Raw genomic sequence first — 24,859 nt, forward strand, 5'->3', positions numbered from 1 at the left:
GGGCGCGCCGCCCTTGAGCGGAGAGCGGCACGCCCGGACGAAGGCCCCGGTGGCAGGCAGGGCAGGCAGGGGACGCCCCCGGCCCGCCACCGGGGCCTCACCCATCCGCGCGGCTCCGCACCCCCGCGGCTACACCGCCCGTACGGCCCCCGCCGCACCGGCTCGGCCGGCCTCACCGCCCGTACGGCCCGGCGCCGTACCGGCCCGGGCGCGGTCACCGACCGGCCGCCGCTACCGGGGGATCTGGGCCTCGATGCCGGCGATCAGCAGGTCCAGGGCGACCGTGAAGTCGCGGTCCCGCATCTCGTCCACCGTCGCCCCGCCCCGTGCCTCGACGATCTCCCGCCCGGCCTCCATGACGGGGGCCAGGTCCGCGCGGCCGCCGATCGCGCCCATGGCCCGGGTGTAGTACTCGTCCTGGCCCATGCCCGCCTCCGCGCACCGCTTGCGGAAGTGGCCCTCGATGGTGCCGAAGCCGTACACGAACTGGAAGACCGCCGCGATGCCGCCCGCCTGCCGCTCGGGCGCCATCCCCGTCTTGGTGATCAGCCGCTGCACGCACACGGCGAGCGCCGACCAGTTGGGGCCGACGTTCAGGAAGCGTCCCACCAGAGGCGACAGCCACGGGTGGCGGACCAGCAGCGCCCGGTACCCCTGCGCCAGCTCCCGGAGCTGGTCGCGCCAGTCGGCGTCCGCGTCCGGATCGGGCAGGCGGACCTCGCCGGCCGCCGCGTCGCTGGCCAGCTCCAGCAGGTCGTCCTTGGAGTCGACGTACCAGTAGAGCGACATCGCCGTGACGTTCAGCTCGGCGGCCAGGCGGCGCATGGAGAACTTCTCCGCCCCCTCCGCGTCCAGGAGGCGCACGGTCGCCTCGGTGATGCGGTCCCGGTCCAGGCCGGACGGGTGGTCGCCGCCCGCCCGGCGGCCGCGCGACGACGCCGCCTTGCCGTCCAGCCAGACGCTCATCCGCACCGGGCGCTTCGTGTCGCGGTCGGCTGCCGCCGCCATGGGCTTCCTCCTCTTTCCGTGCGGCCGATGCTATGCCCCGGCCTTCGTACCCCGCTCCGCGCGCCGCAGCAGCAGCGCCGCGAGGAGGCCACCCGCCAGGACGGCTACGGCGCCGACGAGTTGACTGGTCTCCAGGCCGGCCGCGAAGGCGTCGGCGATACGGGCGCGCTCCGCCGGCCCGTCGGCCGCGGCCAGCGCCGCGGGCAGCGACGCGGCCGCCACCGAGGCGAGCGCCGTGAACCGGGCGTTCAGCACGGCTCCGAGGACGGCGACGCCGAGGCCGTTGCCGAACTCGGCGAGGGTGCCGTTGATCCCGGCGCCGACGCCGGCCTTCTCCGGCGGGATCGCGCTCATGATGGCGTTGGCCATGGCCGGCATCGACAGGGAGACGCCGGCGCCCATCACGACCAGGCCGAGCAGCATCCCGCCGTAGCCGTGGGCGCCGAGCAGCGCGATCGAGGCGAGGCCGCCGGAGACCAGGGCCATGCCGAGGGCGATCGTGCCGGGCGTGCCGAGCTTCGGCAGCAGCCGGGCGCCGACGCCGCTCAGGTTCAGCACGACGACGGTCAGCGCGAGCGGCGCCGTCCGCAGGCCCGCGTCGAGCGGGTCGTACCCGAGGACGAACTGCAGGTGCTGGGTGAGGAGGAACAGCGACCCCGTCATGCCGAACGCGACGAGGATCGCGCCCGCGACGGCGCCGACGAACCGCTGGTTGCGGAAGAAGTGCATGTCCAGCATCGGGTGCGGGGTGCGCAGCTCCCAGAACGCGAAGACGCCCATCGCCAGCAGGCCGAGCGCCGCCGACACGAGCACCTGGCCGGACAGCCAGCCGTGGTCGGGGCCGTTGATGATCGCGTACACGAGGGACGTCATGCCGATCGTGGACAGCACGGCGCCGAGCAGGTCGGGCCGGTCGCCCTGCTTGTGCCTGGACTCCGGTACGAGCACGGCGACGGCGACCAGTCCGACGGCGGCGACGGGCAGGTTGACCAGGAAGATCGCGCCCCACCAGAAGTGGTCGAGCATGAAACCGCCGAGCAGCGGGCCGGCCGCGAAGCCGAGGGAGCTGACGGTGGACCAGATGGCGATGCCCTTGACGCGTTCGGCCTCGTCGAAGATCTGCACGACGACCGCGAGGGTCGTGGTCATCAGCAGCGCGCCGCCCACGCCCATGCCCGCGCGGGCGGCGATCAGCTGGGCGGAGCTCTGCGCGAGTCCGGCGGCGAGCGAACCGACGCCGAACAGCGCCAGGCCGGTGAGCAGCATCCGCTTGCGGCCGTAGCGGTCGGCGGCGTTGCCGGCGGTGAGGAGCAGGCCGGACTGGACGAGCGCGTACGCGTTGATCATCCACTGGATGTCGGCGGTAGAGGCGTCCAGCTCCCGGGTGAGGGAGGGGATGGCCACGTTGAGGACGGTGTTGTCGAGCAGCACGGTGAGCTGGGCGAGGCAGATGACGCCGAGGATCAGCCAGCGCTGCGGGTGGCCGCCGGTGGGCGCGGCGGCGGTGTTCGGGTTCCCGGCGGTCGTCGCCGTCAAGAGCGTCTCCTTGTACGATGTAAGGGATGAGGTGCTGTACACCGTACAAGAGATCGTCGTACGACGTATAGCAATTAATCCGGCCAGTGACGCGACACGTTCAGGCCAGCCACGCCGCAGTTCAGCGTCCGACCCCGGCCCCGGCCCCGGCCAGCAGCCAGCAGCCAGCAGCCAGCAGCCAGCAGCCAGCACCCGAAACGAGCAGCCCCGCCGGGCAGCAACCGGCGGTCCGAGACCCGCCAGGCGGACCGTCAGGTCAGAAGAGCCCGCTCTGGACGACGTCCACGGGAAGGGTCGTCCGCCCGCTGCCCCGGTCGAGCTGCCAGCCGGCGACGAGCCGGCCGTCGAGGACGACCTGCCGTCCGTCGTCCAGCTCCAGATGCAGATCGGGCCCGGCGACGGCGAGGAGGGTGCCCGCCAGTTCCCCTCCGGCGACCAGTCCGCCCGCGGCGCCGACGATCCCGTCGACCCGCGCCACCCGGTCGAGCCCGAACACCCCGGCGTGGTCCCGCACCCCGGCGGGCGGCAGTACCTCCAGCGTGTCGTCCCACCCCGGTACGGCGCGCGCGGCCCGGTACAGCCGCTCCACCTCGGCGGCCCGTTCCGCCGCGCCCGGCAGGTGCACGCGGGCGAGGCGCTTGGCGGCGTACGGGATCCGGTCGGGCACGCCGAGGGCGGCTCCCAGCACCTCCTCGGTCCGCCGCGCGGCCATCAGGGGCCCTCGCCCGAGCCAGGCGAAGGCGACGGCCCCTTGCTCCAGCAGCCGCGCGTCGCCCCGCTCCTCGGCGGTGATGCCGACCTTGACGAGGCCGCCGCCGAACCAGGCGAGGTACACGCGGAAGACCCGCGGGTCGTCGAGCGCGGTGTCGGCGGCGACGGAATGCGCCCGGTCCAGGCGCGCGCACGAGGGGCACAGCCCGCCGGTGCCGCGGGCGCCGACGACGGCCCGCTCGGGGCAGGCGTTGCCGCGCGCCCCCGGGCACAGCCGCTCCCCGACGACCCGGAACGCCAGCGGCCGCCCGTACGAGAGGGGGCTGGTCCGCCCGCCCTCCCAGGCCCAGACGGGCCGGCCGTCACGCCACCGCACCCCGCGGCTGCGCCACCCGCCGCTCACGACGCGGTGAGCGCGGGCATGAACCCCCCTCGCGACCCGCCGAACAGCAGCGCGTCCCAGTCGAGGGCCTGGCCGGCGGGGGGCAGGGCGTCAAGCGACATGACGACGGCGCCACCGGCCCGCTCGACGGCGTCGCACCATTCGGCGAGGTGCGGGAACTCCTCGGCGGTCAGCGCCCCGGGCATCACGCACCCGGCATCCCCGGGCCCGTCGACGACACACAAGGTGATCCGCGCCACCACGGCCCACCCCTCGCACACGGACACCCGCCCGTCGACCACCCGCAGTTCGGGCAGCACCCCGCGCAAAGGGGCACCCCCCAGCAGCAGCACGGGCAGCTCCCCCAGCACAAACCGCCGCTCAGCGGCATCCACCACCATGCGCGCCACTGTTCCACACCCCACCGACACCCCCACCGGCCCCGGCCCACCCCCCACCGCACCCGGACAACGCGAGAGGCCCCGGATCTCTCCGGGGCCTCTCGCTCTGCTGTGCACTCGGCAGGATTCGAACCTGCAACCTTCTGATCCGTAGTCAGATGCTCTATCCGTTAAGCTACGAGTGCCTGCCAGTGATCTTACTCCCTGGCTTTCCTCCCGGGCTTTTCGGCCCGGTCGGCGTTGCGAGAACAACATTACATGACCTGCGCCGGGACGCGAAATCCATTAGCCATACCGGGCACAACCTGGGCAAATCACCCCCCAGACGCTCCTGCGGGCGCGCTTTGCAAGGCGGGATGGCCGGATCGGCCCGGGTTGGCTGCCGCCCGGAGCACGCCGGCGCGGGCCGGGGCGGCCTCGGGGAGCCCGGCGCCTCGGGGCGCACCCGAGCGGGGCCCGCGCCCGGAGCGCGCGCCCGAGCGGGGCGCACGGCACGCAGGCAGGCAGGCGCCCACGCGATCGGGAGACACCGCCACCAGCTGGCACACGCGCATGGGGCCGCGCCCCGACCGGAGACGACCACGACCACGCACGGGCCGCGCCCCGACCGGAGGCGACCGCGCACGGGGCGCCCCGAACAGTGGAGTACGCGCACGGGGGCGCGTGCCGACCGGAGGAAAACGCGCACGCGCCGCACCCCGGAGCGGAGGCGTACGCCAATCGGGGCGCACCCGAACGGGCACAGTTGGACGGGCGCCCCAGAGGGCCGCCCGAGCGGGAGGCGTCCCGCGCCGTACCGACCACGCGCCGTACCGACCACCACACGCCGTGCCGCTCGTACAGGCAGACCCGCACCCGGCGGCGCCCCTCAGCCGGAAGTCGCCGGAAACGACTCAGGGAGTCCGGCCCGATGGCCGAACTCCCTGGTCAAGGTGCGGAGGCGGAGGGATTTGAACCCTCGATGGACGGTAAAGCCCAAACCGCATTAGCAGTGCGGCGCCATAGACCGGACTAGGCGACGCCTCCAAACAGCACCCGCGCTCGCGCGTGTGGTGCGTGCAGATGATGACACAGCCGGGGGCCGCGTCACCAATCGCCGTCCACGGTACTAGGCGCCGGGGCCGCAGGGCAAAGGCTTACGGTTGCGCAACGCGGCGGCCGGTGCAGCGTTAGAGGAGTGGGGAGCCGGGCCCCGCCGGTGCCCCGCACGGTTCCCGAGCACCCAGGAGTACGCATGCTGCGCCGTCTCGCCCTGACCACCGCCGCCTCCGTCGCCGCCCTCGGCGTCGCCGCGCCCCTCGCCGCCGCCTCCCCGCTGCCGCCCCTGCCGCAGCTCCCGCCGCTGCTCGCGCCCGGCCCCGACACACTGACGATCACCGTGGAGCGGTCCGGCAACCCGACAGCGGACGGAACGTTCAAGCTGGAGTGCGACGGCGACGACGGCAGCGGCACCCATCCGCGCGCCGACCGGGCCTGCGCCCGGCTGGCCGAGCTCTCCGAGGGCGGCCAGGACCCGTTCGCCCCCGTCCCGCAGGACCGGATGTGCACCCAGCAGCACGGCGGTCCGGCCACCGCCCGCGTCACCGGCACCTGGCAGGGCCGCGACATCGACGCCCGCTTCGCCCGGACGAACGGCTGCGAGATCGCCCGCTGGGAGAACCTCCAGCCGGTCCTGCCGCAGGCGCGGTCGTAGCGGACCGGGCGCGTTCACCGGTGATCACGGGCTGGGGGCGTACGCCGCGCGCACACAACCTGGCGCAGAGCTCCCCCTCATCCACCGCCCCTCCCACACCCCCAGCCCTTAGACTCCCTTCCGTAAGTGGCAGTAGGTCAGTGCGGGAGGAAGCGTCGTCGTGAGCAGCAGGCCATCCCGAGGCGCTGCTCGCCTCGCAGCCATACTCGACGCCCTGCCCGACGGGCTGGTCCTCGTCAACACCAACGGCACGGTCGTCAACGCCAACACCATCGCGCTCGAGATGTTCGAGACGCCCGGCACGGCACTCGTGGGGCGCGGACTGCTGGACCTGCTGCCCGCGTTCGACTCGCGGCTCATCCCCGGCTCGATGCGGCGCCCGGAGGCCGCCGACCGGCTCGGCCGCACCAAGCCGGCCCGCATGGTGGCCCGGCGGACGGACGGCAGCGAGTTCCCCGTCGAGGTGACCAGCGCCGGCCTGGAGGACGGCGACAAGGCGTACGACTCGTACGGGCCGAGCTCGTACAGCGGCGACGAGCTGCTGATGATCGTCGTCCGCGACCTCTCCGGCACCGTCGACACCGAGGCCGAGCTGGCCCGTTCGCAGCGGCAGACCGAGATGATCCTGCGCGCCGCGTCCGAGGGCGTCGTCGGCACGGACACCGACGGGCGCATCGTCCTGGTGAACCCGGCCGCCGCGCAGATCCTCGGCTGGCGGGCCAGCGACATGGGCGGCAAGGAGCTCCACCCGCTGATGCTGCACTCGCGTGCGGACGGCGAGCCCTTCCCGTACGACGAGTCGCCGCTCGCCGACACGCTGCGCTCCGGGCGGAAGCACCGCGTCCGGGGGCAGGTCGTCTGGGCGAAGGACGGCTCCGCCGTTCCGGTGGACCTGACGACCGCCCCCGTGCGGGACGGGGACCAGCTGGTCGGCGCGGTCATGACGTTCGCGGACCGGCGGCCGTACGAGCAGCTCGCCGAGGAGCACGCCGAGCAGCTCGCCGCCCTGACGGAGAAGCACCGGGCGGAGACCGCCGCGCTGACGGAGAAGTACGAGAGCGAAGCGGCGGCGCTCACCGAGAAGTACGAGACCGAGGCCGCCGAGCTGGCCGGGAAGCACGAGGCCGAGACCGCCTCGTACGAGGAGCGGCTCGCCGACGCGGAGAAGCGGTACGAGTCCCTCGCCGGGCGGCACGCCCAGCTGACCGCCGTTCTGGGCGAGTCGCTGCGCGGCCCGCTGGAGGAGCTGCGCCGCGAGCTGGGCACGCTCGCCGCCGACCCGGCCGGGCAGCTGTGGCCCGAGGCCAACCAGATCCTCCACCACCTGGCCGCCGGGTACTCCCGGATGACGACCCTCGTCGACAACGTCCTCGGCTTCCAGCGGCTCGACACGGGCGAGGAGGAGCTGCGCAAGGAGCTGGTGCTGCTCGACGCGGTCGTGGCGAGCGGCCTCGACGGCGCCGTCGAGCTGATCGGTCCGGGCCGGGTGCAGTTCGCGGTGCACGCGCCGCCCATCGAGGCGGAGATCGACGGGGTGCGCCTGGCGACGGCGCTCGCGCACCTCGTCGCCGACGTCGCGGGCGTCGACTCCACGGGCAAGGCGCGCGTCGTCGCGGACGGCGGCTACACCGACTCGACGATCGTGGTGGCAGCGGCCCAGCGCGGCGAGGTCGTACGGATCGAGGTGCGCGGGCCGTACGCGGGCGGCGACCCGGTGCACGAGCCGATCGTGCGCGGGATCGTCAGGGCACACGGCGGTGTCCTCCAGACGCACGAGGTGCCCGGTACGGGCGGCAGCGCGTACGTGCTGGAGGTCCCGCTGGGCGCCGGGGGCGGGGCCGTCGCGCCCACCGCCCCGCAGAGCGAGGGCGCTTCGGGGGCTCCGGCCGTGGGTTCCGGGGACGGCACCCCGGCTGAGGGCGTCACCGCGGGTGCGGGCGCGGGGGGCGTCGCCGTGGCGCTGCCCGCGCAGCAGTCGGGCCCCGGTGCGGGTTCCGGTACGGCGTCCGCTGGTGACGCGACCTCGGGCGGGGGGCGTCGGCGGGCCCGGCGGGCCTCGACGGACGCCTTCCTCGACAGTCCGGTCCGTGCGGAGGACCCCGTGGCGGCCCCGCCGACCGGCCGCCGCCGCGCCGCCGCGCCCACCGGTGACACGACCGGTGAGCAGCGGCTCGTACCCGCGCAGGACCCCGGCGGCGCCGAGCCGACCGGTCGCCGTCGCGGGCGGCCCAGCCCCGCCGAGGCCGCACCGGCTGCGGAGGGCTCCGTCGTGATGGCCGCCGAGTCGCCCGCGCAGTCCCGCCCCGCGGGCCTCGGCGACACCGTGCCGCCGCAGGGCGTCCCGGTCGGCGACGCCGTGCCGGGTGCCGGGCGCCGTGCGCGTCGCGGCCCCGTGCAGGAGGGTGCCGTACCGGCGCTTCCGCCCGCTCCCGTACCGCAGCAGGGGCCCGCGCCTGTACCGGCGCAGGGCTCGGCTCCCGCGCCTGCCGGGCGCCGTGCGCGCCGGGCGCTCGCCGCGGGCCAGGAGCGCGCCGCCGAGGCCTCTGGGAGGGCGGCGTTCGCGCTGCCCCCGGCGGAGGCGGACCGCGTCCAGGCCGGCGAGCCGGCGGGCGGCCAGGCGCAGCCCGCCCAGACGGCCCGCCCGGCCGTGGCAGCGCCCGCGGCCCAGGCGTCTCAGGCCCGGCCGGTCCCGCCTGCCGCTCCGGTCCCGCCGGGCCCTCCGGTTCCGCCGGGCGCCCCGGTCCCGCCGGGCGCTCCGGTTCCGGCTGCCGCGGGCGGCCAGGACAGCCGCCACGACGCCGTACAGGTGCCTCCCGGCTCCGACCACACGCCGCCGCAGCCGCACCCCATCCCGGTCCCGCCGGGCACCCCTGTGCCTCCGGCCGCCGCGGTGCCGCCCGCCGTACCGGGAACCCCGGGCGCGGAAGGCGCTGCGGGCACGCTCGTACCGCCGCCCGCCGCACCCGTGGCCGCACCGACGGCGCCCGCGGGACCGGCCGCGCCGGGCGTCCCCGTGCCGCCCGCTCCCGGCGCCCCGGCTCCGGACGCCGCGCCCGGCATCCCCGTTCCCCCCGGCGCCCAGCCGGCGCCCGGACAGGGTGCGTCGGCCGCGCCCGAGCCCGCCGCGCCCACCGGTCGGCGCCGTGCCGTGGCTCCCCCGGCCCCGGCGGGCACGGGACCGCAGGCACCGGCGCCCGTTCCCGGCACGCCGCCCAACGGCCTGCCCGTCGACGCGGCGGGCTCCACGCAGGGCCGGGCGTTCAGTGTCCGCACCCTCGGCCAGGGCGTGCCGTTCGCCCAGCAGACCGCCACCGGCCCGCACCCGACGCCCGCCCATGGAACGGGCACCGCGGCGGCCCCGGCGGCAGGCACGGGTACGGCCCCCGGCACGGGCTCCGGGCGGCGGCGCAAGCTGGCCACGCCCCCGGCGACCGACCCGCAGCCGGCCCCGGCGGCGCCCGCCCCCGTACCGCCCGCCGCGACCCCCGCGGCGGGAACCCCGGCGCCGGTGCCGCACGGCCCCGCGTCCCCCGGTCAGCAGCTGCTGTCCGCCCCGGCCGCCGAGGGCCGCGCGTACGAGATAGGGGCACCGGACGAGGGCGCGGACGAGGGCCCCGAGCCGCTGGACGGGCCGGGCGGCGCCGTGGAGGTGGCCAACGAGCCGCAGCCGCAGCCCGTGGACGACGAGCTGCCGCCGGAGCCGCTGGACAACCCGCGCCGCCTCCTCGTGTGGCCCGCCCCGGACGTCACCACCCAGCAGGCGCTGACCGAGCGGGGCTACCGGCCGGTGATCGTGCACTCCCGCGAGGAGGTCGACGCGCAGATCGCCGCGTTCCCGGCGGCCCTGTTCGTCGACCCGCTGACCGGACCCATCACGCGTACCGCGCTGCAGTCGCTGCGCCAGGCGGCGGTGGCGGCCGAGGTGCCGGTGCTGCTGGCCGCCGGCCTGGGCCAGGCGACGCGGGAGGCGGCGTACGGCGCCGATCCCGCCGTACTCCTCAAGGCGCTGGCGCCGCGCGACAGCGAGCAGCACCCGTCACGGGTCCTGCTGATCGAGGAGCACGACGAGATCGCGCACGCGCTGGCGGCCGCGCTGGAGCGGCGCGGTATGCGGGTGCAGCGGGCGGCGACGGACGGCGAGGCGGTCGCGCTGGCCACACAACTGCCGCCCAACCTGGTCGTCATGGACCTGATGCAGGTGCGGCGCAGGCGGGCCGGGATCATCGACTGGCTGCGCGCCAACGGCCATCTGAACCGGACCCCGCTGGTCGTCTACACGTCGGCGGGGCTGGACGAGGCGGACCTGCCGCAGCTGGCGTCGGGCGAGACGGTGCTGTTCCTGGCGGAGCGGTCCACGAGCCCCGAGGTGCAGTCGCGGATCGTCGACCTGCTCGCGAAGATCGGCACCAACTAGCGGCAGCGCACGAAGAGGGGGAGGGGTGAGCCGGCCGGCTCACCCCTCCCCCTTTCTTCGCGCACTACAGCGGATTCCCCACCGGCTACAGCTTCGTGACGTCCAGCTCGCCGTCCGCGTACTGCTTGCGGATCACCTTCTTGTCGAACTTGCCGACGCTCGTCTTCGGGACCGCAGGGACGACCGCCCAGCGCTCGGGCAGCTGCCAGCGGGCGATGCCGGACTCCGCGAGGAACGCGCGGAGCGTCTCGTAGTCGGCGTCCACGCCGTCCTTGAGGACGACCGTCGCGAGGGGGCGCTCACCCCACCGCTCGTCGGGGACGGCAACGACGGCGGCCTCGACGACGTCGGGGTGGCCCATCAGCGCGTTCTCCAGCTCGACCGAGGAGATCCACTCGCCGCCCGACTTGATGACGTCCTTCGCGCGGTCGGTGAGGGTGAGGTAGCCGTCCGGGCTGATGACGCCCACGTCGCCGGTCCGCAGCCAGCCGTCCTCGCTGAACTTGTCCGAGGGGCGCAGCGGCTCGGCGTCCGCGCCGCCGTAGTACGCCCCCGCGATCCACGGGCCGCGCACCTCCAGCTCGCCGGCGGACTCGCCGTCCCATGGCAGGGTCTCGCCGGTCGGGCTGATCAGCCGCGCCTCGACGCCGGCCGGGAAGCGGCCCTGCGTGATGCGGTACGGCCACGCCTCCTCCTCCGTCAGCCCGGCCGGCGGGAACGCCATGGTGCCGAGCGGGGAGGTCTCCGTCATGCCCCAGGCGTGGCAGAGGCGGACGCCGAGCTTGTCGTACGCCTCCATCAGCGAGGGCGGGCAGGCGGCGCCGCCGATGGTGACGTTGGCCATGGAGGAGATGTCGCGCGGGTTGGCCATCACCTCGGCGAGGAGGCCCTGCCAGATGGTGGGGACGGCGGCGGCGTGCGTCGGCCGCTCCTTCTCGATCATCTCGGCGAGCGGGGCGGGCTGGAGGAAGCGGTCGGGCATCAGCATGTTGACGCCGCTCATGAAGGTGGCGTGCGGCAGGCCCCAGGCGTTCACGTGGAACTGCGGGACGACGACGAGGGTCGTGTCGCGGTCGGTGAGGCCCATGGACTCGCTCATGTTGACCTGCATCGAGTGCAGGTAGAGGGAGCGGTGCGAGTAGACGACGCCCTTGGGGTCGCCGGTGGTGCCGGAGGTGTAGCACATGGCCGCCGCCTGGCGTTCGTCCAGCTCCGGCCAGTCGAAGGTGTCCGGGCGGCCCGCGATCAGCTCCTCGTAGTCGTGGACCTGCGGCGCGGCGTCGTCCAGGACGGAGCGGTCGCCCGCGCCGGCGACGACGACGTGCTCGACGGTCGGCAGGTGCGGGAGGAGCGGCGCTAGGAGGGGGAGGAGGCTGCCGTTGACCAGGATGACGCGGTCGGCGGCGTGGTTGACGATCCAGATGAGCTGCTCGGCGGGGAGCCGCAGGTTGAGCGTGTGGAGGACCGCGCCCATGGAGGGTATGGCGAGGTAGGCCTCGACGTGCTCGGCGTTGTTCCACATGAGGGTGGCGACGCGGTCGTCGCCGGTGATGCCGAGTTCGTCGCGCAGGGCGTTGGCGAGCCGCGTGGCCCTGGCGCCGGCCTCGGCGAAGCTGCGTCGGTGCGGCTCCGGTCCACCGGTCCAGGTGGTGATCTGCGACTTCCCGTGGATCGTCATCCCGTGGTGCAGGATGCGGGTGACGGTCAGCGGTACGTCCTGCATGGTGCTCAGCACGGCGTCCTCCTGGTGGGCGCTCGCTACGGCGGCGATGTGGTGTGCAGATTCTGCGCCCATACCGCGCGGTATGTCACTACCCCGGAGTACGCGGTTTCACGTGAAACATCCTTGCGCACGGCTGGGCCGCCGCGCCTGGTTTCACGTGAAACATCCAGCGCGCACGCACAACCAGGCATCCCCACTTCAGTCCGCTCCGTGTTTCCCGGTCGCCGACGTCACCGCAGAGGCAGTGGCGGCCTCACCGCACCGGCGCCAGCTCCGGGTCGTCCCGCAGCTTGCCGAGCGCACGGGAGACGGCGCTCTTGACCGTCCCCACGGACACGCCGAGCACCGCAGCCGTCTGCGCCTCGCTGAGGTCCTCGTAGTACCGGAGCACGACCATGGCGCGCTGCCGGTCGGGGAGCCGCATGACCGCGCGCCACATCGCGTCGCGCAGGGCCTGCCGCTCGGCCGGGTCCGGCTCCGGCGGCCCGGACGGCTCGGGCAGCTCGTCGCAGGCGAACTCCTCCACCTTGCGCTTGCGCCACTGCGAGGTCCGCGTGTTGACGAGGGCGCGGCGCACATACCCGTCGAGGGCGCGGTGGTCCTCGATGCGCTCCCAGGCCACGTAGGTCTTGGTGAGGGCGGTTTGCAGCAGGTCCTCGGCGTCGCACGGGTTGGCGGTCAGCGAGCGCGCGGTGCGCAGCAGGACGGGCCCCCGGGCCCGTACGTACGAGGAGAAGGACGGGTAGGCGGTGGCGGCCGTGGAGGCTCCGGCACAGACGGGGCCAGTAGTCGCGGTCATACGACCACGCTAGGAGCGGGGCACCCGCACGGGGATCGCCCCCAGGTCCCGAAACGGTGTCCCCCTCAGGTTGTAGGGGTGGTGCAGGCCCCACCTCCTGAAGGTGGAGGGGAGGGGGTCACGTGGTCAGGGTCGCGGCCGGGGCGGAAACGACGCGCGGCCCGCGCCCGGTACCGCCGTACCGGTGCGCGAGCCGCGGATCGTCACTCCACATCGTCCCCTCACCCCTCGGGCCGGGCCGTCCCGTCTGGTGGCGAGCGGGTCGCACACGGAACCGGCGACGGGGACCGCGACAGCCGGGCGACGACGGCGGCTGCGGGGCCGGGGGCGGTGCGGGTGCCTGGCATGTCGTACCTCCGGAAGCGGTGGCGGTGTCCTTCGCGGCTCAAGACTTCCCACGTCCGCCCCGGCGAACCGGACTGGTCGGGCCAATCCCACTGAAGCGTGACAGGACCCCCGATAAACCCCGGCGCTGACGGTTCACGCCGGAGCGTGACCGGCACCGCCCCGCCGCCGCCCCCTCTCGACGAGGACGAAGGTGACACTGATCAGCAGCGCCCACGCCCCGAACTTGGTGAGGGCGACGGGCTGCCAGCCGTCCAGTTGGTGCGGGTAGCTCCAGGCGCCGACGTACGTGGCGGCGTTCTCGGCGACCCACAGGAAGAAGCCGATCAGCGTGAACGACAGTGCCAGAGGCATCCGGTACCGGCGCTCCCCGACGGTGAACCGCACCCACACCCCGGCGGTCGCCACCAGCAGTCCGGCGGCGAGCGGCCAGCGGAGGTCCGGGAGCCAGTGGTGGGTGAAGAAGTTGACGTACACCGCGGCGGCGAGGGCGGCGGTGGCGGTCGCCCGGTAGCCGCTCAGGCGCAGGTCGAACAGCTGCCACGCCCGGCACACATAGCTGCCGACGGCGGCGTACAGGAACCCGCCGTACAAGGGCACCCCGGCGACCTTGGTGACCGCGTCCTCGGGATAACTCCACGACCCGAGCCGCACCTTGACCAGCTCGAACAGCAGCCCGATGACGTGGCAGGCGGCGATCACCCCGGTGTCCCGCGCGCTGTCCCATCCCACCCGCCGCGCCAGCACGGCCAGCAGCACCCCGTACCCGAACACCAGGTCGTACCGCGCCACGGGCAGCTCCGGGAGCAGCGCCGAGACGGCGATCCCGCCGACGAGCGCGAGAGCGAAGGCGCAGCAGCGGAGTTGGAGCACCGCGAACAGCAGGAGCTGCCGCAGGGCGTAGCGGGTTGTGGCCATGGCGGGAAGGACGCACGGGAGGACACAGCGGGTTTCCGCCGCGTGTGGTCCGGTTCCACCGGGAGGGCGTCACCGAGGCGCGGGGTACACGCCGCCGCGCGTAGCGCCGCCGTATCGGGGCGACGGGTGCCTGGGGCCGGTGGTCACCCACCCCCGGAGGCGGCATGTCACGCCTACGCGCGGATCACCGTCACCGCCCTTGCGCCGAAACACACTTGCGCCTCATCTCCTTCGGCCACCGGAGTCTCTGGGCGGAAGAAATTCGTTGATAATTCGACTTTCCACTCAACCTCACGGGAGGCTCAAATACATTGAGCGGCCGCGATGTCTTCGGATAACTTCACGGAGTCATCGCCGCGGGCCGTCGAACATCGACCGGGCGGACCGGCGGCACGACGGAAACGGGAGACAAGTGAAGAACTTCAAGCGAGCCCTCGGTATCGGCGGAGCAGTCCTCGCCTGCGTCATGGCGTCGGCGACGACCGCTCACGCGGCCCCCGTCAAGGGCACCGGCAAGACGTACTACGGCTGCACCAACACGGTCTACGTGTGGAAGTCCGCCGGCAAGGTCCTGGCCTACGCCCAGCAGGACTGCAGGCAGGCGAAGATCAAGATCATGCGGCCCACGATCGCGCTCTCCGGCAACAACGGGAAGCAGTTCGTGACCAAGGGAAAGGCCTGCGTCAAGGTGAACACCTGCCGCACGCCCACCGTCACACTCAAGGCGAACAAGGGCTGGACGTACCGGGCGTCCAATGCGGGGACGGGTACTTTCGCGACGGCAGGAGCGGCTGACTTCTGGTGGCCCACGAACACGGTCGCGCACGCGTCCCTGAAGGGCTGATCCTCACCGAGGACACCGCATGACGAACGGCAGGCTTCCGGAATTTTCTAGATTTCGGAAACCAGCCGCCAGAAGCGGAAAAGCAACTCGCCGGGGAAAAACAATTTCCCGGAGGTATGCGCCGCTTACATGTCGGGACGTCCTGCGCCGGACACGACGAAGGGGTGGCCCGTCCTCGGGCCACCCCTTCTGGCCGGCGCCGGCCGACCACTGCGGTGGGTGTGGGATTTGAACCCACGGTGACTCGCGCCACGACGGTTTTCAAGACCGTTCCCTTAGGCCGCTCGGGCAACCCACCCCGCTCCGACTCGTGTTGCGCGGAGCGGGCTACAGACTACCGGCTGGGGCGGGCCGGCGGGTGAGGCCGGCCAGGGGCCCGCCCGGCGGCGTCGGCGGCGCGCAGTCCTCTGGTGCGGCGCGCCGGGCCCGGCGCCTTGCGGGAGGGCTGCGTCGGCTCAGTCGCCCTTGCGTTCGCCGAGGGTGATCTCGACCTGCTTCTCCTGGCCGCCGCGCTTGTACGTCAGAGTGATCGTGTCACCGGGCTGGTGGGTCCAGATCTCGCTGATCAGCGTGGGGCCGCTGTCGATGATCCGGTTGCCGAAACGGGTGATCACATCGCCCGGGCGCAGTCCGGCCTTGGCGGCGGGGCCGTCGGGGGTGATGGACGGCGTGCCGCCCGTGCCCTCCTCGACGATGGTGGCGCCTTCACCCTCCTCCGACATGTTCACCGTGGCGCCGATCATCGGGTAGACGGGCTCGCCCGTCTTGATCAGCTGCTCGGCGACGTTCTTCGCCTGGTTGATCGGGATCGCGAAGCCCAGGCCGACCGAACCCGCCTGGGACTGGCCGATGCCGCCGGAACCGGGGGACTGGATCGCGGAGTTGATGCCGATCACCGCGCCGCGGCCGTCGAGCAGGGGGCCGCCGGAGTTGCCCGGGTTGATCGACGCGTCCGTCTGGAGGGCGCTCATGTACGAGTTCTTGCCGCCCGAGCCGTCGCTGGAGGCGACCGGGCGGTTCTTGGCGCTGATGATGCCGGTCGTCACCGTGTTGGACAGGCCGAAGGGCGCGCCGATCGCGATGGTCGAGTCGCCCACGAGCACCTTGTCGGAGTTGCCCAGCGGCAGCGGGGCCAGGCCCGACGGGGCGTTGCGGAGCTTCAGTACGGCCACGTCGTACCCCTGGGCGCGGCCGACGACCTCGGCGTCGAACTTCCGCCCGTCCGAGAAGGTCGCCGTCACCGTGCCGCCCTCGGCGGCCGACGCGACCACGTGGTTGTTGGTGAGGATGTGGCCTTCCTTGTCGTACACGAAGCCCGTGCCCGTGCCGCCCTCACTCTCGGCGCCGCCGGCCTTCGCCTCGATCGTGACGACGCTCGGCAGGGCCTTGGCGGCGACCGCCGCGACCGTGCCCGGGTCGCGCTTGAAGTCGGCGGGCGTGTCGCCGACGGAGACCGTGGTGGAGGTGGTGGCGCTGTCGTTGCGCTCCGCCGCCCAGTAGCCGATGCCGCCGCCGACTCCCCCGGCCGCGAGGGCCGCGACCAGGACCGCCGCGACGAGTCCGCCCGAGCGCCGCTTGCGCGGGGCCGCCGGTGCCGCGGGGTGCGTGCCCCAGACGTCGCCGGACGCCGGCGGGTGGGCGTACGCCTGGGTGGCGTGCGTGGCGTGGGGGTCGCCCGGCGCACCGTACGCCGGGTAGGCGGGCGGCACGGACGGCGGGGCCGCCGGGGGCGGGGGCGGCGCGGGGTGGGCGGCGGTCGGCGCCTCGGGGGCGGGAGCCGCCCCGTCGGGCGCGTGGGCGTCCGGCGCGTGTGGTGGGCGTCCCGCCTCGCCGGCCGGGGGCGTGGACGCCGTGGGGTGCGCCGGGGTGCCCTCCGGAGCGGACGCGGACGGGGCGTCGGGGGCGGACGGAACCGCGGTGCCCTCGTTCTCGGTGCTCACAGCTCGATCTCCTCGGTATCAATCCACGTCGTATGTCCACGAGCCCGCCGTGCACTCTGACGCACTCAGCTTTTCCTACCGCCCGTCAGGCCACTGTAAGCGCGACCCGCCCGGCCGCCACCGCTCCTTTATCTCCGACAATCCGGACAGCCCTCGATGCGGCCGAAGTGCACCGGACGGGCTCCGTCCACCGGGCGAACGGTGGCACCATGACGCGGTGACCCACGCACGCCAGCACACCATCCAAGTCGTCGCCCACCGGGGTGCCTCCGAGGACGCGCCCGAGCACACCCTCGCCGCCTACGTGAAGGCCATCGAGGACGGGGCGGACGCCCTGGAGTGCGACGTACGGCTCACTGCGGACGGCCATCTCGTCTGCGTGCACGACCGCCGCGTGAACCGCACCTCAAACGGCCGGGGCGCCGTCTCCGCGCTGGAGCTCGCCGACCTGGCCGCCCTCGACTTCGGCTCGTGGCGGGACTGGAAGGACAGCCCCGAGAGCCCGGACTGGGACGACCCGGGATACACCTCCGTCCTCACGCTGGAGCGGCTGCTGGAGCTCGTCGCCGACGCGGGCCGCCGCGTCGAGCTGGCCATCGAGACCAAGCACCCGACCCGCTGGCGGGGCCAGGTGGAGGAGCGGCTGGTCCTGCTGCTGCGCCGGTTCGGCCTCGCCGACCCGCCGGCGCCCGCCGAGTCGGCCGTACGGATCATGAGCTTCTCGCCCCGGTCGCTGCACCGGATCGCGGCGGCCGTGCCGACCGTCCCGACCGTCTACCTCACGCAGTTCGTCGCGCCCCGGGTGCGCGAGGGCCGCCTGCCCGCCGGCGCGCGGATCGCCGGGCCGTCCATCCGGATCATCCGCAACCACCCGACGTACGTCGAACGCCTCCACGAGGCCGGGCTCCAGGTCCACGTGTGGACCGTCGACGCGCCGGAGGACGTGGACCTCTGCGCCCGCATCGGAGTGGACGCCATCATCACGAACCGCCCCAAACAGGTCCTGTCCCAGCTGGGCCGCACGTCCCAGTAGTCACACCGAGTGCTCCGGCGCGTTCGCTCCGTGGCGGCCCGTGTCGAATGCGTCACTGTATGTGGACTGGCCGGTTTCCGGTCCAGGCCATGAGGGCATTCACACCGTGGCGTGGGGCGAAGGAGGTCTCGGGGGTGGCGTTGGTGGTGGCACAGGAAGTGCCCACGTCGTCGAGCATGGCCGTACCCCATGGCCCTGCGGGCGTGGGCGAGGCGCGGACCCGGATGCGGGAGCAGCTGCGGCGCAGCGGCGTCCCGGAAGCGGTCATCGACGACGCCGTACTGATCCTTTCGGAACTGCTCAGCAACTCCTGCCGGCACGGCAGGCCGCTGGACTCCGCCGAGATCGGCGAGGGAGCCGTGCGGGCGGCCTGGCGGGTCGACGCCCACGGCGCCCTGACCGTGGAGGTGACCGACGGGGGCGGTCCCACCCGTCCGGTTCCGTCCAAGCCCTCGGTCACCGCGCGAGGCGGTCGGGGGCTCAACATCATCAATGCGCTCGCCCAGGACTGGGGCGTACGGGACGGCGCGTCCGGCGAGGTCACGGTGTGGGTCCTCGTCACGGGGGCGCCGACGCGCCACGACGGTGTGGCTACGCGCGTCACCGGGCATCGCGACGGCCTGGCCGGAGCCGCCCTCCCCCGGCTGAACGGCACCCGTCCCGCGCGGGTGGCCGGTGCGGGCGCGGCGCCGCTGGTGGGCGATCTGGGGTTCCTGGACGCCTACGACGACCTGGCCTGAGGCTCGCGGCCCTCCCGTACGGCTAGGCTCGCGGCCGACAGACGACCGCGTTCCAACGGGAGACCCACCCATGGCCAAGAAGCGCCCCCAGAAGAAGGCCGCCGGCGCACCGCAGGTGACGAACGGGGAGGTGCCGGTCGTCGGCGCCCGTGAGCCCTGCCCGTGCGGTTCGGGCCGCCGCTACAAGGCCTGCCACGGCCGGGCCGCAGCGCACGCGGTGACCGAGCTCGTCCAGCGCCCCTTCGAGGGCCTGCCCGGCGAGTGCGACTGGGTCGCCCTGCGCGAGCTGGTGCCGGCCGCGACCGCGCCGCTGCACCTGAGGGGCGGGCTGCCCGACGGCGTGCCGTCCGTCACGCTGGCGACGGTGCTGCCGATGGCGTGGCCGGCGCTGCGCCGCGACGACGGCTCGGTGCTGCTGGCGCTGCAGAACGACACGTCCTCCGGCGACCTGAGCCGCGACCTGGCGGACACGCTGCAGCGCGCTCTGGAGGCCGAGCCGGGTACGCCGGTCGCCGCGCGGCGGGTGCCGGCGGAGGGGCCGCGGCTGCAGGACCTGCTCGATCTGGAGGCGGGTTTCGCGCCGGTCGTCCACACGGGCTTCGAGTTCTGGGTGCCGGAGTCGGCGGACGGCGCGTCGCCCGAGGTGGCCGCGTCCCTGGAGCGGGCCAACGAGGCCGCGATCCCGACGGTGAAGCTGCCGGGCGTGGAGGCCGCGTACTGGTGCGAGACGCCGGACAAGAACCACCTGCGCTGGGTCATGCCGCACGCGGAGGAGAAGCTCCTCGACGCGCTCGCCCGGCTGCACGCCGCGGGGACGTCGTCGCTGGGTGAGGACACGCGCCTGGTCGGATCGTTCCGGGCGCACGGCCTGGTCGTCCCGGTGTGGGACCTGCCGAGCTCCATGTCGGCGGACGACTGCGAGAAGCCCGCGGCCGAGTTCGCGCAGCGGCTCGCGGACGCGCTGGCGTCGGACGCTCCGCTCACGGCGGACGAGCGGCGGGCGCGCGGCGGCCTGACCAACCGTCAGGTCACGCTCAGCTGACGACGGCCGCGGACGGCGGGACGGCGGTGCGCGGAGCTGTCGCCGGGGCGCGGCCGACCGCCCCCGTCGGAGCGCGGCGGCGGCGCGCGGGGGCGGCCGAGGGCGCTCGGCGGGACCCGGTTGCGGGGCCACCGGGTGTCGGCGGCCGAGTCGGCCGGTTCTTTATCGATTCCTTACCCGCTGGTAAGTCGCTGTCCGAATAAGAGAGATCGAATTTGCGAACCGCCGATCTCTTGTTACCGTTCTAGAAGCCCGGTCGCTGGTGCATCCCCCGTCGCCAGCGACCGGGTTCTTCCATTTCCGCGGAATCGGATCTTCCGGCGCCGCGATGCCCCGCCCGCAGGCCCTTCACCACCGCGGACGCGCCCCGATCGCCGCCCGGCAGGTGTGGCTCCCCTTGCGCCGGACGGGTGAGAGTACGACTCCGCGTCTGCCGGTGCGCCGCTCGCCGCGCCGCGACGGCCCTCGCCTCCGGGCCCTCCGAGCGCGCTGGAGGCGGCATCCGACGGGTCGTCAGTTTCGGCCATAAGCACGTGCAGCGCGGATTTCCGGCCGGAGGTGAGGATTCCGACCGGGTCCGCGCCGCAGTACGCCTTCGCGTGGTGCCGTACGGCGGCCCGCCGACCAGGGCGGCGGGCCGTGAACAGCAACTGCCGGGCCGGGCCCTTTCAGTACCGCAGCCGGCTGCCGCCGCCGGGCGCGCCCGTGCTCGCCTCGACCAGCGCGTCCAGAACCGCCTCCACATCGGGCAGCCACGGGGTGGCGCCCGGTGTCGGCGGGCGCTCCCACCGCACCCCGCCCGTGCCGGTCTCCGACGGCGGCAGCACCAGATAGCCGCCGTCCCCGTGGAAGCGGAGCGAGCTGGGCACGCAGTCCTTCACGTACAGCAGTTCGCCGAGCCGCTCCAGGGAGTACGGGGCGACCAGCAGCGACCAGCGCGTCGGCGTGGCCACCACGGGGCCGAGGCGCAGACCTCGCCGGTCCAGCACGGCCAGGGCGCGCGCCGCGGCGACGGCCGGGAGGCTCACCGCGCACGGGGCGCGGCCGCCGGTGGCGAGCAGCACGGGGGCGTCCGGCCTGTTCGTCCACCACCAGCGCACCATGCGCGCGTCGGTGGTGGCCGCGAGCAGGCCGGGGTCGAAGGGATGCGCGCCGGGGACGACGCACTCGGGGTCGGGGCAGGCGCAGGCGCGCACCCGGTCGTCCGGGCCGCCCGGCGCACCGCCGGTCTTCGCCGCCTTGGCGGCCTTGCCGGTCCTGGCGGCCTTCGCCGACCGGGTCGTCTTCGCCGCCTTCGTCGACTTGGCCGCCTTGGTCGCCTTGAGCCCCACGCCGGGGAGTACGGGCCAGTGCCACTCGGTGGCGCAGCGCAGCGCCGCGTCGAGGAGGGCGGGCTCCTTCTTGCGCCCGAGCCGGAGCCTGCGTCGCATTCCGAGGATCTCGCGCATGAGCGCTCGTTCCTTTCCGTTGAACGCCGAGGTCCACATCACAACACGTGTGCGTTACTTCACTGTGCGTACGGGGCGGCGAACCGCCGCCCGAGGCCGCCGGCGGGGATGCCGGGCGGTGGGACAACACCGGTGGGGGCTGGCGTCGGCTGAGTCCGTCGAACGCGTGGCGAGGAGTGGCGCGCGCAGGGCGCTATCCGCACCGTCGAGACGGGCGCGCCCTCGATGGAAAGGACGTCCGGGCTTCCCGCAGGGTTCCGGGCCTGCCCCAACTTCCCCTGGTCTCCACCGAATGACGTACCCCGCCCGCTCGGATTGACGCAGCCCCCCGAGTCCGCTTGGTGTCGCCTCGGGCGGTGCCCCTTGTCGAACGCGCTCAGTCGACCGCAAAACCTCCCCATCGGGGCCATTTTTTGGCCAAGTTCAGCATCGCACAGACACCACGCGTCCCGCTGGACAATGCTGGACATCCCCTCACGTGTACGTGTACATGTGGATGACTGATAGCGGCGCAGCATGACATGCGGATTGACATGGGGGTTTGCGATGCTATTGAGCGACGGGAAGCAGCCGGAAAGCCGGCTGCCATGAGCGCCCCTCACGTGCCGAAAGTGGCCGGAATCGATCCTACGGTTCCTGCTCCTGCCCACACTGCGACGCCCGGTCCGGGTATCCCCGCCGCGGCGTCCGAAACCGGAACGCCGATCCAGGACCGGCTGGCGGGCTGGGTCTCCGATCTGACGACCCTCCACGAACTCACCGAACGCCTCGCCCGTACGGGCACCCTCGACGAGGCACTGCGCGAGCTGCTGCGCGCCGGCGCCTCCCTGGTCGGGGCCCGCCGCGGGATGGCCGTACTCGAACCGGCCGACGGCCACGGCCCCACCGCCACCATCGGGCTCGGCCTCGCCCACGCCGACCTCGGCACCATCGAGACCGTCCCGCGCAGCGCCACCTCCTACGGCCGCCTCCTCGACGGCCTGCCGGGCGGGCCCCTCCCCGAGCCCCGCCCGTCGCTCGCCGACCGGCGCACCCCGCACGACCACGGCGCCGAAGGCGCGGCCGACACCCCCACCGCCGCGCCCGGCGCCGTCGCCGTCCCCGACCTCCTCGGCGACGAGCACCTGGACCCCCGCCACCGCGAGGTGGCCGCCCGCCTCGGCTTCGCCGCCAGCTACGCCGTGCCGCTCACCACCGAGGGGGACGGCCGCCTCGGCGCCGCCGTCTGGCTGTACGACGAGCCCGCCGAACCGGACGGCAGGCGCCGCCATCTCGTCGGCCTGTACGGGCAGTTCGCCTCCGGGCACCTGGCCCGGCTGCTGGAGCTGGAGCGCGGCCGGGCCGAGATCGCCGCCCTCACCGAGGAGCTGCTGCCCACACGGCTGCCGCGCGTCCCCGGCGTGCGGATGGCCGCCCGCCAGGTCGCGGGGACGCTGGGCGGCGGCGACTGGTACGACGCCCTGCCCCTGCCGGAGGGCGCGCTCGGCCTCGCGGTGGGCTCGGTGTGCGGGACGGGACCGGGCGCCGTCGCCGCGATGGGGCGGCTGCGGGCCTCCCTGCGCGCGTACGCCGTCATGGAGGGCGAGGACCCGGTCGCCGTCCTGTCCGACCTGGAGCTGCTGCTGCGGCTCACCGAGCCGGCGCGCTCGGCGACGGCGCTGTTCGCGTACGCCGAACCTGCGCGGCGGCGGATCGTCCTGGCCGGGGCGGGGCACGCGCCGCCGCTCGTGGTCGGCGACCGGCGCACCGAGTACGTCGAGACCTCGCTGTCGGCACCGCTGAACATGCTCGCCTGCTGGGAGGCGCCGAGCGTCGACCTCGACGTGGAGCCGGGAGAAACGGTGCTGCTCTACACGGACGGCCTGCTGCGCCGGATGGGCGGATCCGTGGACAGCGCCTTCACCCGGCTGCACGCGGCGGCGGCGACCGTCCCGAAGGCCGACCGGGACGACCCCGCGTCCGTCGTGGACCACGTGCTGCGCCGTGTGCTCGCCGCCGGGGAGGACGCCGCGGACCGGGACGACGACGAGGACGTGGTCATGCTGGCCGCCCGGTTCGACTAGGCGGACGGGGCCGTCCGGCCGCCGCGGGGCCCGCCGTGCGCGGCGGGCCCTTTCGGTCACGTGCGGACGGACAGGAGCTTTCCCTCTGGGCGTCCTTACGTACGCCCGTACGATGGTGGACGTACCCGGGTCCCGACCCGGGTCAGGGGTTCAGTGTCGTACCTGAAGGAGGCGGACCCGTGGCCGAAGAGCTCACTCCGGAAACCCCGGAAAGCGACGAAGAGCCGATCAAGCAGCGCAAGAACGGCCTGTACCCGGGCGTCTCCGACGAGCTCGCCGAGAACATGAAGTCGGGCTGGGCCGACACCGAGCTGCGCGACCTGCAGCCGATCGCCCAGGCCGGCCACACGGCCGCGCGCCGCGCCGCCCTCTCGGCCCGCTTCCCCGGCGAGCGCCTGGTGATCCCCGCGGGCAATCTGAAGACGCGGGCGAACGACACCGAATACAGCTTCCGCGCCGCGACCGAGTACGCGTACCTCACCGGCAACCAGACCGAGGACGGTGTCCTGGTCCTGGAGCCCCGGAAGGACGGCGAGGGCCACGACGCGACGCTCTACCTGCTGCCCCGCTCCAACCGTGAGAACGGCGAGTTCTGGCTCTCCGGCCAGGGCGAGCTGTGGGTGGGCCGCCGCCACTCGCTGAGCGAGGCCGCCGTGCTGTACGGCATCCCCACCGACGACGTGCGCGAACTGCCCGGCAAGCTGTCCGAGGCCACCGGCCCGGTGCGGGTCGTGCGCGGCTACGACGCGGGCATCGAGAAGGCGCTCACCGACAAGGTCACCGCCGAGCGGGACGAGGAGCTGCGGGTCTACCTCTCCGAGGCGCGCCTCATCAAGGACGAGTTCGAGATCGCCGAGCTGGAGAAGGCGTGCGCGTCCACCGCGCGCGGCTTCGAGGACGTCGTCAAGGTCCTCGACAAGGCCGAGGCGACCTCGGAGCGCTACATCGAGGGCACGTTCTTCCTGCGCGCCCGCGTCGAGGGCAACGACGTCGGCTACGGCTCCATCTGCGCCGCCGGCCCGCACGCCTGCACCCTCCACTGGGTGCGCAACGACGGCCCGGTCCGCCCCGGCGACCTGCTCCTGCTGGACGCGGGCGTCGAGACGAACGAGCTGTACACCGCCGACGTCACCCGGACGCTGCCGATCTCCGGCACGTTCACCGACCTCCAGCGGAAGATCTACGACGCCGTGTACGAGGCGCAGGAGGCCGGCATCGCGGCGGTCAAGCCGGGTGCCGCGTTCCGCGACTTCCACGACGCCGCGCAGCGCGTCCTCGCCGAGAAGCTGGTCGAGTGGGGCCTGCTGGAGGGGCCGGTCGAGCGCGTTCTCGAGCTGGGCCTGCAGCGCCGCTGGACCCTGCACGGCACGGGCCACATGCTCGGCATGGACGTCCACGACTGCGCCGCGGCGCGCACCGAGGCGTACGTGGGCGGCACGCTCGAGCCGGGCATGTGCCTGACGGTGGAGCCGGGCCTGTACTTCCAGGCGGACGACCTGACCGTGCCGGAGGAGTACCGGGGCATCGGCGTCCGGATCGAGGACGACATCCTGGTCACCGAGGACGGCAACCGGAACCTGTCGGACGCGCTGCCCCGCCGGTCCGACGAGGTCGAGGCGTGGATGGCGAGCCTGAAGGGCTGACCTGCCTGTCGGCGACGACCATGGACATCCCCTGCCGGAGCTGCTCCGGCAGGGGATGTTTCACGTGAAACCGGCCTCGCGGGCCCCTGACCGTCGGATGTCACAGGGGAACCGGCCTGCCGGGCGCCCGTGACCGGATGTTTCACGTGAAACACGCCCCATGCGGCCCCGCGCCC

Annotated in this window: 17 protein-coding genes and 3 tRNA genes; 8 read left to right on the plus strand and 12 right to left on the minus strand. The window is 73.9% G+C overall.

Features of this window, described 5'->3' with window-relative positions:
• Positions 1 to 231 precede the first annotated feature (231 nt).
• From ACSUPT_RS14130 to ACSUPT_RS14155, 6 genes are all read right to left on the minus strand, one after another.
• Entirely contained in the window at positions 232 to 1,008 is a 777-nt protein-coding gene (locus ACSUPT_RS14130; protein WP_351966101.1) for a TetR/AcrR family transcriptional regulator, read from the minus strand.
• A 30-nt stretch (positions 1,009 to 1,038) separates the two neighbouring features.
• Positions 1,039 to 2,544, minus strand: a complete 1,506-nt coding sequence (locus ACSUPT_RS14135) for an MFS transporter (RefSeq protein WP_436944520.1) — start codon at positions 2,542 to 2,544, stop codon at positions 1,039 to 1,041.
• A gap of 256 nt (positions 2,545 to 2,800) precedes the next feature.
• Positions 2,801 to 3,658 carry a DUF2797 domain-containing protein gene (locus ACSUPT_RS14140; RefSeq protein ID WP_399218693.1) on the minus strand — a complete coding sequence of 286 codons (858 nt, stop codon included), beginning with the start codon at positions 3,656 to 3,658 and terminating at the stop codon, positions 2,801 to 2,803.
• The gene (locus ACSUPT_RS14145) at positions 3,655 to 4,038 is read right to left on the minus strand and encodes a hypothetical protein (protein ID WP_436944522.1); all 384 of its coding nucleotides are present in this window, start codon (positions 4,036 to 4,038) and stop codon (positions 3,655 to 3,657) included. Before ACSUPT_RS14145 ends, ACSUPT_RS14140 begins: the two co-directional genes overlap by 4 nt.
• 112 nt (positions 4,039 to 4,150) lie before the next feature.
• Positions 4,151 to 4,223 (minus strand) — tRNA-Arg (locus tag ACSUPT_RS14150).
• Positions 4,224 to 4,973: 750 nt separating this feature from the next.
• A tRNA-Ser gene (locus tag ACSUPT_RS14155) sits at positions 4,974 to 5,064 on the minus strand.
• Positions 5,065 to 5,272: 208 nt separating this feature from the next.
• Between ACSUPT_RS14155 and ACSUPT_RS14160 the strand changes: the two genes are divergently transcribed.
• A complete protein-coding gene (locus tag ACSUPT_RS14160) occupies positions 5,273 to 5,731 on the plus strand; it encodes an SSI family serine proteinase inhibitor (RefSeq protein WP_351966105.1) in 459 nt (152 codons plus the stop codon).
• A gap of 160 nt (positions 5,732 to 5,891) precedes the next feature.
• Complete coding sequence (locus tag ACSUPT_RS14165) at positions 5,892 to 10,145, plus strand: PAS domain-containing protein (RefSeq protein WP_436944525.1); 4,254 nt, start codon at positions 5,892 to 5,894, stop codon at positions 10,143 to 10,145.
• An 85-nt stretch (positions 10,146 to 10,230) separates the two neighbouring features.
• On the opposite strand, the gene ACSUPT_RS14170 is transcribed toward ACSUPT_RS14165, so the two are convergent.
• The 3 genes from ACSUPT_RS14170 to ACSUPT_RS14180 form a co-directional block, all read right to left on the minus strand.
• Complete coding sequence (locus ACSUPT_RS14170; RefSeq protein ID WP_403498175.1) at positions 10,231 to 11,880, minus strand: long-chain fatty acid--CoA ligase; 1,650 nt, start codon at positions 11,878 to 11,880, stop codon at positions 10,231 to 10,233.
• A 241-nt stretch (positions 11,881 to 12,121) separates the two neighbouring features.
• The gene (locus ACSUPT_RS14175; RefSeq protein WP_351966107.1) at positions 12,122 to 12,667 is read right to left on the minus strand and encodes a SigE family RNA polymerase sigma factor; all 546 of its coding nucleotides are present in this window, start codon (positions 12,665 to 12,667) and stop codon (positions 12,122 to 12,124) included.
• 480 nt (positions 12,668 to 13,147) lie between these two features.
• A complete protein-coding gene (locus ACSUPT_RS14180; protein WP_436944527.1) occupies positions 13,148 to 13,930 on the minus strand; it encodes a DUF817 domain-containing protein in 783 nt (260 codons plus the stop codon).
• Between the two features lie 412 nt (positions 13,931 to 14,342).
• On the opposite strand from ACSUPT_RS14180, the gene ACSUPT_RS14185 reads away from it, so the two are divergent.
• On the plus strand, positions 14,343 to 14,774 hold the full coding sequence (locus tag ACSUPT_RS14185; protein ID WP_351966109.1) for a hypothetical protein: 432 nt from the start codon (positions 14,343 to 14,345) through the stop codon (positions 14,772 to 14,774).
• A 213-nt stretch (positions 14,775 to 14,987) separates the two neighbouring features.
• On the opposite strand, the gene ACSUPT_RS14190 is transcribed toward ACSUPT_RS14185, so the two are convergent.
• Both ACSUPT_RS14190 and ACSUPT_RS14195 read right to left on the minus strand, forming a co-directional pair.
• A tRNA-Ser gene (locus ACSUPT_RS14190) sits at positions 14,988 to 15,072 on the minus strand.
• A gap of 157 nt (positions 15,073 to 15,229) precedes the next feature.
• Positions 15,230 to 16,714, minus strand: a complete 1,485-nt coding sequence (locus ACSUPT_RS14195; RefSeq protein WP_436944529.1) for a trypsin-like peptidase domain-containing protein — start codon at positions 16,712 to 16,714, stop codon at positions 15,230 to 15,232.
• Positions 16,715 to 16,931: 217 nt separating this feature from the next.
• Here ACSUPT_RS14195 and ACSUPT_RS14200 point away from each other — a divergent pair, with 217 nt between their 5' ends.
• From ACSUPT_RS14200 to ACSUPT_RS14210, 3 genes are all read left to right on the plus strand, one after another.
• Entirely contained in the window at positions 16,932 to 17,747 is an 816-nt protein-coding gene (locus tag ACSUPT_RS14200; protein WP_361654127.1) for a glycerophosphodiester phosphodiesterase, read from the plus strand.
• 47 nt (positions 17,748 to 17,794) lie between these two features.
• Positions 17,795 to 18,487 carry an ATP-binding protein gene (locus ACSUPT_RS14205; protein WP_436944530.1) on the plus strand — a complete coding sequence of 231 codons (693 nt, stop codon included), beginning with the start codon at positions 17,795 to 17,797 and terminating at the stop codon, positions 18,485 to 18,487.
• Positions 18,488 to 18,557: 70 nt separating this feature from the next.
• Positions 18,558 to 19,529, plus strand: coding sequence for a DUF5926 family protein (locus ACSUPT_RS14210; RefSeq protein ID WP_436944532.1), 972 nt, complete (start codon positions 18,558 to 18,560; stop codon positions 19,527 to 19,529).
• A 668-nt stretch (positions 19,530 to 20,197) separates the two neighbouring features.
• On the opposite strand, the gene ACSUPT_RS14215 is transcribed toward ACSUPT_RS14210, so the two are convergent.
• On the minus strand, positions 20,198 to 20,977 hold the full coding sequence (locus tag ACSUPT_RS14215; protein ID WP_351966114.1) for a bifunctional DNA primase/polymerase: 780 nt from the start codon (positions 20,975 to 20,977) through the stop codon (positions 20,198 to 20,200).
• A 533-nt stretch (positions 20,978 to 21,510) separates the two neighbouring features.
• On the opposite strand from ACSUPT_RS14215, the gene ACSUPT_RS14220 reads away from it, so the two are divergent.
• Both ACSUPT_RS14220 and ACSUPT_RS14225 read left to right on the plus strand, forming a co-directional pair.
• Positions 21,511 to 23,040, plus strand: a complete 1,530-nt coding sequence (locus ACSUPT_RS14220) for a PP2C family protein-serine/threonine phosphatase (RefSeq protein WP_436946214.1) — start codon at positions 21,511 to 21,513, stop codon at positions 23,038 to 23,040.
• A gap of 179 nt (positions 23,041 to 23,219) precedes the next feature.
• Positions 23,220 to 24,683, plus strand: a complete 1,464-nt coding sequence (locus tag ACSUPT_RS14225; protein WP_351966116.1) for an aminopeptidase P family protein — start codon at positions 23,220 to 23,222, stop codon at positions 24,681 to 24,683.
• Positions 24,684 to 24,859: the final 176 nt, after the last annotated feature.

This window comes from Streptomyces sp. SudanB25_2051, from assembly GCF_964272635.1.
In the GTDB taxonomy this organism is placed as follows: domain Bacteria; phylum Actinomycetota; class Actinomycetes; order Streptomycetales; family Streptomycetaceae; genus Streptomyces.